Origin of the sequence: Actinocrinis sp. (assembly GCF_035650855.1) — a bacterium.
Lineage (GTDB): Bacteria > Actinomycetota > Actinomycetes > Streptomycetales > Catenulisporaceae > Actinocrinis.
This window is the reverse complement of record NZ_DASRGV010000216.1, coordinates 1-7,864: the sequence shown is the minus strand read 5'-3', so window position 1 is coordinate 7,864 and position 7,864 is coordinate 1. Positions and strand designations below refer to the sequence as shown.

Below are 7,864 nucleotides of genomic sequence, written 5' to 3'. Positions count from 1 at the left end.
AGCGTGCGCTCGTCCAGCGCCGCCAGGTCGCCCTGGCCGAACAGCGCCCGGCTGGCCGCCTCTACCCGCTGGAACTGGTCGGCACCGTGCACCAGCGTCGTGACGTCCTCGGCGAGGGCTCGCTGGGCCAGGCGCAGGTGCGGCTTCTCGCGGGTCGCCTCGTCCAGCTCCTCGATCTGCGCCTTGCTGCGGAAGGTGAAGATCCGCAGGTACTCGGCGACCTTGGCGTCCTCGGCGTTGAGCCAGAACTGGTAGAACGCGTACGGCGACGTCAGCTCGGCGTCCAGCCAGACCGAGCCGCCCTCGGTCTTCCCGAACTTCGTGCCGTCCGCCTTCGTGACCAGCGGCGTGCCCAGGGCGTGCACCGAGACTCCCTCGGCGCGGTGGATCAGGTCTACGCCCGCGGTGAGGTTGCCCCACTGGTCGCTGCCGCCGGTCTGCAGGACGCAGCCGTACTGCCGGTAGAGCTCCAGGAAGTCCAGGCCCTGCAGGATCTGGTAGGAGAACTCGGTGTAGCTGATGCCGGCCTCGGAGTTCAGGCGCGCGCTGACCGCGTCCTTGGAGAGCATCTTGCCCACGCGGAAGTGCTTGCCGATGTCGCGCAGGAAGTCGATCGCGGACATGGGCGCGGTCCAGTCGAGGTTGTTCACGATCCGCGCGCCGTAGGGACCGTCGAATTCGAGGAAGCGTTCGACCTGCCCGCGGATGTACCCCACCCACTCCGCGACGGTCTCCTTGGTGTTGAGGACGCGCTCGGCGGTGGGCTTCGGGTCGCCGATCAGACCGGTCGAGCCGCCGACCAGGCCGAGCGGCAGGTTGCCCGCGTCCTGGATCCGGCGCATGGTGAGCAGCTGGACCAGGTTGCCGATGTGCAGGCTGGGCGCGGTCGGGTCGAATCCGCAATAGAAGGTGACCGGACCGTTGGCGAAGGCCTTGCGCAGGGCCTCTTCGTCGGTGGAGAGGGCGATCAAGCCCCGCCACTTGAGTTCGTCGACGATGTCAGTCACGGTCAGTCCGTCTCTTCGCGGTCAGGAAGTGTCATGCGGGACCGGTGAAGGTGTCCCGGTACAAGCCTGCCCGATCGTACGCGGCGATCGCTAACCGGTTCTGCGCTTCGGAACGTGCGGCCGGTAGACGCTCACGGTGGGATCGCCGTCGATCCAGAAGCGCCATGGGAAGTCCGGGGCGTCACGGAGGCCAACGCGGGGGCCGGTGCGTATCAGTGTCTTTGGCGGGGGCGTGCCGTGGTGCACGGTGAGAGGTCCGTCGCCGCAGACGTCGGAGCCGTCGTCGCCGCGTGTGACGGCGAGCGATTCGACGAGGCGGGCCGGGCCCCGTGCCAGCTCGCGGTCCGACTTGGCGGTGAGCCGGCGTTTGCGGGCGAGTTCCGCGCCGTCGGTGATCTCGGCGGCACGCAGCAGGATTCCGGTGGGCATGCCGGGCGGGCCGCAGACCAGGTTCATGCAGTAGTGCATGCCATAGGTGAAGTACACGTACACGTGGCCGGGCGGGCCGAACATGGTGCCGTTGCGCTTGGAGCGGCCGCGGAACGCGTGCGATCCGGGGTCGTTGGGGCCGTCGTAGGCCTCGACTTCGGTGAGTCGCGCCGTGACCGTGCCGTCCTCGGTGCGGTGCACGACGAGCCGGCCCAGGAGGTCGGGGGCGACCTCGAGGACCGGCCGGTCGAAGAAGCTGCGGGGCAGCGGGTCGAGCGGATCAGGCACTGAACCACTCACGCTGAGCCGTCAGGAGCTGCTGCAACTCGTCGAGCTGCTCGCGCACCCGAGCCGGAGCGGTGCCCCCGCGGCCGTCGCGGGAGGCGAGGGAGCCGGGAACGGTGAGCACCCGCTTCACCTCGGGGGTCAACCGGGCGTCGATCGCGGCCAGGTCCTCATCGGTCAGGTCGGACAGTTCGAGGCCGCGCTGCTCGCAGTAGCGGACCGAGGCCCCGGCGATCTCGTGCGCCTCGCGGAACGGGACGCGCTGCTTCACCAGCCACTCGGCGATGTCGGTGGCCAGCGAGAAGCCCTGCGGGGCGAGCTCGGCCATGCGGTCGCCGTGGAAGATGAGCGTCGCGATCATGCCGGTGAACGCGGGCAGCAGGACGGTGAGGGTGTCGACGGAGTCGAAGACCGGCTCCTTGTCCTCCTGCAGGTCGCGGTTGTAGGCCAGCGGCAGCGCCTTGAGCGTGGCGAGCAGCCCCGCGAGGTTGCCGATCATGCGGCCGGCCTTTCCCCGGGCGAGTTCCGCGATATCCGGGTTCTTCTTCTGCGGCATGATCGAGGAACCGGTGGCGTAGGCGTCGTCGAGGGTCGCGAAGCGGAACTCGCGGGTGGTCCACAGGATCACCTCCTCGGCGATCCGGGAGACGTCGACGCCGATCATCGCGGCCACGAAGGCGAATTCGGCGACGTAGTCGCGGGACGCGGTGCCGTCGATCGAGTTCGCCGCACTGGAGCTGAAGCCCAGCTCGGTCGCGACCGCCTGCGGGTCGAGGCCGAGGGTGGAGCCGGCGAGGGCGCCGCTGCCGTAGGGCGAGCTGTCGGTGCGGCGGTCCCAGTCGCGCAGCCGGTCGACGTCGCGGCCGAGCGCGTGGACGTGCGCCAGCAGGTGGTGCGCGAGCAGGACCGGTTGCGCGTGCTGCAGGTGCGTGCGGCCCGGCATCGCGACCTCAAAGTTCGCCTCGGCCTGCGCGACGAGGGCCTGCTGCAGGTCCGTCACCAGGTGCGCGATGACACGGGCGTGGTCGCGCAGGAACATCCGGCCGAGCGTGGCGATCTGGTCGTTGCGGGACCGGCCCGCGCGCAGCCGGCCGCCGAGCTCGGGGCCGATGCGATCGATCAGTCCGCGTTCCAGGGCGGTGTGGCAGTCCTCGTCGGCGATCGTGGCGGTGAACGCGCCGGACTCGACGTCGGCCTGAAGCTTGTCCAAGCCCTGCAGCATGCCGTCGAGTTCCGCGTCAGTGAGCAGCCCGGCCCGGTGCAGCGCGCGGGCGTGGGCCCGCGAGCCGGCCAGGTCGTAGGTGGCGAGCCGCCAGTCGAAGTGCACGCTGGCGGACAGCGCCGCCAGCGCGTCACTCGGACCGCTGCTGAACCGCGAGCTCCAGAGCAGCCGCGGGCTGGTGCTGTCGGTCACGGTGCTCAGGCCTTCTGGTCCCGCCGCGCGGCGATCTTGGAGGGCAGGCCCCACAGGTCGATGAAGCCCTTGGCCAGGGACTGGTCGAAGACGTCCTCGGAGTCGTAGGTGGCCAGGTTGTAGTCGTAGAGGGAGACGGCGGAGCGGCGGCCGGTGACCCAGGCGCGGCCGGCGTGCAGGGAGAGCCGGATCTCGCCGGTGACGTGCTCGTTGGCGGTCTCGATGAAGCCGTCGAGGGCGCGCTTGAGCGGGGAGAACCACAGGCCGTCGTAGACCAGCTCGCCCCAGCGCTGCTCGACGCCGCGCTTGAACCGGGCCAGCTCCCGCTCGACCGTGACGTTCTCGAGCTCCTGGTGCGCGGTGATCAGCGCGATGGCGCCGGGGGCCTCGTAGACCTCGCGGGACTTGATGCCGACCAGCCGGTCCTCGACCATGTCGAGGCGGCCGACGCCCTGGGCTCCGGCGCGCTTGTTCAGCTCGACGATCGCCTCCAGGACGGTGACCTTCCTGCCGTCGATGGCGACCGGGACGCCTGCCTCGAAGGCGATGACCAGCTCGTCGGGCTCGCGCGGGGTGGCCGGGTTGGCGGTGTAGCTGTAGATGTCCTCGATCGGGCCGTTCCAGATGTCCTCGAGGAAGCCGGTCTCGACGGCGCGGCCCCAGACGTTCTGGTCGATCGAGTACGGGTTCTTCTTCGTGGTCTCGATCGGCAGGGCCTTGGCCTCGGCGAAGGCGATGGCCTTGTCCCGGGTCATGCCGTAGTCGCGGACCGGGGCGATGCACTTGAGCTCGGGGGCGAGGCTCTGGATGCCGACCTCGAAGCGGACCTGGTCGTTGCCCTTGCCGGTGCAGCCGTGTCCGACGGTGGTGGCGCCGTGCTTCTTGGCCGCGGCGACCAGGTGCTTGACGATGGTGGGCCGGGAGAGGGCGGAGACCAGCGGGTAGCGGTCCATGTAGAGGGCGTTGGCCTTGAGCGCCGGCAGGCAGTACTCCTCGGCGAACTCGGTGCGGGCGTCGGCGACTTCGGCCTCGACCGCGCCGCAGTCCAGGGCTCGCTTGCGAATGGTCTCCAGGTCCTCGCCGCCCTGGCCGACGTCGACGGCGACGGCGATCACTTCCGCTCCGGTCTGTTCGGCGATCCAGCCGATGCAGACCGAGGTGTCCAATCCTCCGGAGTAGGCGAGGACTACGCGCTCTGTCATGGGGTGCTCCTTCGTGGTGCCGGGGTCTGTGGAGGTGGAACCAGTCTCGGGTCGCGGCGCCGGCTCGGTCAGCCGCGCTTGCGGTTCAACCGCGCTGTGCGGCGCTGATGAGCTGGCGGGCCAGGTCGGGGCCGCCGGTCGGTTCGCGGCAGATCACCAGAACGGTGTCGTCGCCGGCGATGGTGCCCATCACACCCGCGGTGACGCCGTGGTTGTCCGCGTGGTCGATGGCCGAGGCGAGGAACTGGGCGGCTCCGGGTGGGGTGCGCAGCACCACCAGGTTGGCCGAGCCCTCCGCGGTGACCAGCAGTTCGCCGAGCAGCCGCTTGAGCCGGGCCTCCAGGGCGCTGCCCTCGCGGGCGATCTGCGGGGCTCCGTCGCCGCCCTCGCTGCGCAGCGCGTAGACCAGGGCACCGTCCCGGTCCCGGATGCGGACCGCGCCGAGTTCGTCGAGGTCGCGGGAGAGGGTGGCCTGGGTGACCGAGTAGCCGTCCTCGGCGAGCAGTTCGGCGAGCGCGGTCTGCGAGCGCACCTTGTGCTTGCTGAGCAGGTCGGCGATCCGCTGGTGACGCGCGCGGCGGGTGTTGACCGTGGTCAGCGCGCTCAGCGCGGCCTGGGCGTCGGTTTCGCTGGTCATCGTCGCGGGCCTTCGGGGGCGGTCGAGCTGTGTTCGATGACGCTGTGCTCGATTAAGAACGTGAGCAGCGCCTTCTGGGCGTGCAGGCGGTTTTCGGCCTCGTCCCAGACCACTGATTGCGGGCCGTCGATCACCGACGCGGCGATCTCCTTGCCGCGGTACGCGGGTAGGCAGTGCAGCACGATCGCGTCGGGCGCGCCGAGCGCGAGGGCTGCTTCGTCGAGGGCGTACGGCTTGAAGACCTCGGCGCGGTCGCTCTTCTCTGCCTCCTGGCCCATCGACACCCACGTGTCGGTGACCAGCACGTCGGCGTCGGTGGCCGCGGCCTTGGCGTCGTGCAGCACCTGGACGGAGCCGCCGGTCTCGGCCGCGATCCGCTCGGCGTCGGCGACGATCGCGGGATCGGGCAGGTAGTCGGCGGGGGTGCCGATGCGCACGTGCATCCCGGCGAGCGCACCGCCGAGCAGGTACGAGTGCGCCATGTTGTTGGCGCCATCGCCGAGGTAGGTCATGGTCAGTCCGGCGAGCCGGCCCTTGTGCTCGCGGACGGTCTGCAGGTCGGCGAGGATCTGGCAGGGGTGGAACTCGTCGGTCAGGGCGTTGACCACCGGGACCCGGGAGACCGCGGCCATGGCCTCGAGCCGGCCTTGTTCGAAGGTGCGCCAGACGATCGCGGCGACCTGGCGGTCCAGCACGCGGGCGGTGTCCTCGATCGGCTCGCCGCGGCCGAGCTGGCTGCTGCCCGCGTCGATGACGAGGGGGTAGCCGCCGAGCTGCGCGATGCCGACCGAGAAGGAGACCCGGGTGCGGGTGGACGGCTTGTCGAAGAGCACCGCGACGGCCTTGGGGCCGTCCAGCACCTTGCGGCCGAGCGGATCGGCCTTCAGCGCGTCGGCGAGGTCGAGTACCTGAGCCTGCTCGGCCGGGGTCAGGTCGTCGTCCCGCAGGAAGTGGCGCACCATCAGTTGCTCCCGGGGGTGAACGGGTCGAGGAGGGCGGGCAGCGCCGCGAGGAATTCGTCGGCCTGGGCGGCGGTCAGGATGAGCGGCGGGGCCAGCCGGATCGCCTGCGGATTGACCGGGTTCACGATGAATCCGGCGTTCAGCGCGGCGTCGGCGAGCGCGGGGGCGACGGCTTCGTGCAGCTCGATGGCCAACAGCAGCCCGGCGCCGCGGACGCCGGCCACCGCGGGGTGCCCGAGCGCGAGGATGCCGTCCCGCAGCCGGGCGCCGACGGCGTTGACGTTTTCCAGCAGGCCGTCCCGCTCGATCGCGTAGAGCACGGCGAGTCCGGCGGCGCAGGCGATCGGGTTCCCGCCGAAGGTGGTGCCGTGTGCGCCGGGCGTGAACAGCTCGGCGGCGCGGCCGAGGGCGATGGAGGCGCCGATCGGCAGGCCGCCGCCGAGTCCCTTGGCCAGGGAGATGACGTCGGGCTGCCAGCCGCCGTTCTGCGCGGCCTCGGCCTGATAGCGGAACCAGGTGCCGGTGCGGGCGATGCCGGTCTGGACCTCGTCGAGGATCAGCAGCGCGCCGCGGCGTTCGGTGATCCGGCGGGCCGCGGTGAGGTAGCCGGGCGGTGCGGGCTCGACCCCCTTCTCGCCCTGGATGGGTTCGACGATGAACGCGGCGGTCTCGTCGTCGATCGCTGCTTCGAGCGCCGCGGTGTCGCCGTAGGGGACGAAGGTGACCTCGCCGGGCAGCGGCTCGAACGGCTCGCGGATGGCCGGCTTGCCGGTCAGCGCGAGCGCGCCGATGGTGCGCCCGTGGAAGCCGCCTTCGGTCGCGACCAGCTTCGTGCGGCCGGTGAGCCGGGAGAGCTTGAAGGCCGCCTCGTTCGCCTCGGTGCCGGAATTGCAGAAGTAGACCCGGGCCTGCGGCGCGTCGACGAGCTGGATGAGGCGTTCGGCCAGGGCGATCTGCGGGGCGGTGGCGAAGAAGTTGCCGACGTGGCCGAGCGTGGTCAGCTGCGCGGTGACCGCCTGGACGATGAGCGGGTGCGCGTGGCCGAGGGCGTTCACAGCGATGCCCGCGAACAGGTCGAGGTAGCGGTTGCCGTCGGCGTCCCAGAGCTGTGCGCCCTCGCCCCGGGCGAACACCCGCTTCGGCGGGCCGAAGGTGTTCATCAGCGAGCTGGTGTAGCGGTCGGTCCAGGCGGAGGAAAGGCCGGTGTGCGGGTGCAGGTCGGGCAGTGCCTCGGCGGTCGCGATGGTCATGAGGACACCACCATGGTTCCGATCCCCTCGTCGGTGAAGACTTCGAGCAGCAGGGAGTGCTGGACCCTCCCGTCGAGCACGTGCGCGGCCTTGACTCCGCCGCGCACGGCGCGCAAGCACGCCTCCATCTTGGGGGCCATGCCGGAGGACAGGCTCGGCAGCAGCTTTTCGAGCTCGTCGGCGGACAGCTGGCTGATCACCTCGTCCGCAGTGCCCGATGAGCCGGCTCCGCCGGCGGGGGGCCAGTCGGCGTAGAGCCCCTCGACGTCGGTGAGGATGACCAGCTTCTCCGCGCCGAGGCCGACCGCGAGCGCGGCGGCCGCGGTGTCGGCGTTGACGTTGTAGACGCCGCCGTCCTCGGCGCGCGCGACGCTGGAGACGACCGGGATGCGGCCGTCGTCCAGCAGGGCGTTGATGAGCGTGGCGTCCACCTCGGCCACGTCGCCGACCCGGCCGATGTCGACCTGTTCGCCGTCGACCTCGGCGAGGCGCCGGGTGGCGAGCAGCGTGTTGCCGTCCTCGCCGGAGATGCCGACCGCGAAGGAGCCGTGCGCGTTGACCAGGCCGACGATCTCTCGCTGCACCTGCCCGGTGAGCACCATGCGGACCACGTCCATGGTCTCGTCGGTGGTGACCCGCAGGCCCCCGGCGAAGCGGTGCTCGATGCCGAGCCGGTCC

Annotated in this window: 8 protein-coding genes; all 8 read right to left on the bottom strand. The window is 71.0% G+C overall.

Annotated elements, in window-relative coordinates:
* Nucleotides 1-1,007, bottom strand: a 1,007-nt coding sequence (tyrS, locus tag VFB40_RS15735) for a tyrosine--tRNA ligase (protein WP_324851390.1), incomplete at its 3' end; no start/stop codon positions are given.
* Nucleotides 1,008-1,097: 90 nt separating this feature from the next.
* Complete coding sequence (locus tag VFB40_RS15730; protein ID WP_324851388.1) at nt 1,098-1,724, bottom strand: DNA-3-methyladenine glycosylase; 627 nt, start codon at nt 1,722-1,724, stop codon at nt 1,098-1,100.
* On the bottom strand, nt 1,717-3,135 hold the full coding sequence (gene argH / locus VFB40_RS15725; protein WP_324851385.1) for an argininosuccinate lyase: 1,419 nt from the start codon (nt 3,133-3,135) through the stop codon (nt 1,717-1,719). Before argH ends, VFB40_RS15730 begins: the two co-directional genes overlap by 8 nt.
* Before the next feature lie 5 nt (nt 3,136-3,140).
* A complete protein-coding gene (locus tag VFB40_RS15720; RefSeq protein WP_324851383.1) occupies nt 3,141-4,337 on the bottom strand; it encodes an argininosuccinate synthase in 1,197 nt (398 codons plus the stop codon).
* Between the two features lie 85 nt (nt 4,338-4,422).
* Nucleotides 4,423-4,974: an arginine repressor gene (locus VFB40_RS15715; protein WP_324851381.1), complete on the bottom strand. Its 552-nt coding sequence runs from the start codon at nt 4,972-4,974 to the stop codon at nt 4,423-4,425.
* Nucleotides 4,971-5,936, bottom strand: coding sequence for an ornithine carbamoyltransferase (argF, locus tag VFB40_RS15710; protein ID WP_324851379.1), 966 nt, complete (start codon nt 5,934-5,936; stop codon nt 4,971-4,973). Before argF ends, VFB40_RS15715 begins: the two co-directional genes overlap by 4 nt.
* Nucleotides 5,936-7,186 (bottom strand): acetylornithine transaminase, encoded by a 1,251-nt coding sequence (locus VFB40_RS15705; RefSeq protein ID WP_324851377.1) that lies wholly within the window; start codon nt 7,184-7,186, stop codon nt 5,936-5,938. The genes argF and VFB40_RS15705 overlap by 1 nt, the downstream gene beginning before the upstream one ends.
* On the bottom strand, nt 7,183-7,864 hold a 682-nt coding region (argB, locus tag VFB40_RS15700), incomplete at its 5' end, for an acetylglutamate kinase (RefSeq protein WP_324851375.1). The genes argB and VFB40_RS15705, both read right to left, overlap by 4 nt.